The organism is Cytobacillus firmus NBRC 15306 (genome assembly GCF_001591465.1).
Taxonomy (GTDB): domain Bacteria; phylum Bacillota; class Bacilli; order Bacillales; family Cytobacillaceae; genus Cytobacillus; species Cytobacillus firmus.
The window spans coordinates 1-1149 of the sequence record NZ_BCUY01000225.1; the positions used below are offsets into that span (position 1 = coordinate 1).

The 1149-nt window shown below is 38.0% G+C and carries 1 protein-coding gene; it reads left to right on the forward strand.

Annotated features, from left to right (window positions below; genetic code table 11):
* Positions 1–92 precede the first annotated feature (92 nt).
* On the forward strand, positions 93–1149 hold a 1057-nt coding region (locus tag BFI01S_RS22000), incomplete at its 3' end, for an IS1182 family transposase (RefSeq protein ID WP_061794463.1).

The following is a 1149-nucleotide window of genomic DNA, read 5'->3' on the forward strand; positions in this document are numbered from 1 at the left end:
TTCAGACTGTCGACAAACTCGATGAAAATCGTGCTTGTCTGCAGTCTTTTTTATTTTAAAATAGAAGTAATACAATGCTTGAGGTGATTTAAATGCTTTCAAAACATAATCCAATTCAACGGGATCAAATTGAAATGGTTGCTTTAGACGAACTTGTACCGGCGGACCATTTGGTCCGCAAAATTGAAGCGGCGATTAATTTCTCATTCATCTATGACTTGGTAAAAGATAAGTATTCAGAAAAAGGCCGCCCAAGTATTGACCCTGTAATATTAATTAAACTCACATTTATTCAATATACCTTCGGTATTCGCTCCATGCGTCAAACAATTGAAGAATTGAAAACGAATATGGCTTATCGATGGTTTTTAGGATATGGCTTTCACGATAAAGTTCCTCACTTCTCAACTTTCGGTAAAAATTATGAGCGCCGATTTAAAGACAGCGATCTCTTTGAACAAATATTTTACCGAATCTTAAAAACTGCAGCTGAAAAGAATTTAATTAGTGCTGAACACGTTTTTGTAGATTCTACTCATGTAAAAGCGAGTGCAAATAAACGCAAATTTGAAAAGAAAGTTGTTCGAAAAGAAACCCGTGCTTATCAAGAACGCCTTCAAGAGGAGATTAACCAAGACCGCGAGGATCATGGAAAAAAGCCGTTTCCACCAGATAAGTTTGATAAAGAAGAATACAAAGAAATCAAGGAAAGTACAACAGATCCGGAGAGTGGCTACTATGTAAAAGATGAGCGTACAAAACAGTTCGCTTATTCTTTCCATGCGGCTGCAGACCGCAACGGCTTCGTGTTAGGCGCAATTGTAACCCCTGGTAACACGCATGATAGTCATATTTTAGAGCCATTGGTAGAACAAGTCATTGAGAAAGTTAGTAAACCAGTAGCTGTTGCGGCAGACGCAGCCTATAAAACACCTGCTATCACGAGCTACTTATTGAAAAACGACATCACACCTGCTTTACCTTACACACGACCTCGCACAAAAGAGGGTTTCTTCAGAAAACATGAGTATGTTTATGATGAGCATTTTGACTGTTACATTTGCCCAACTGGTGAGATATTAAAATATACTACAACTACAAAGGAAGGGTATCGTCAATATAAATCAGATCCTCGAATTTGTGCTGGAT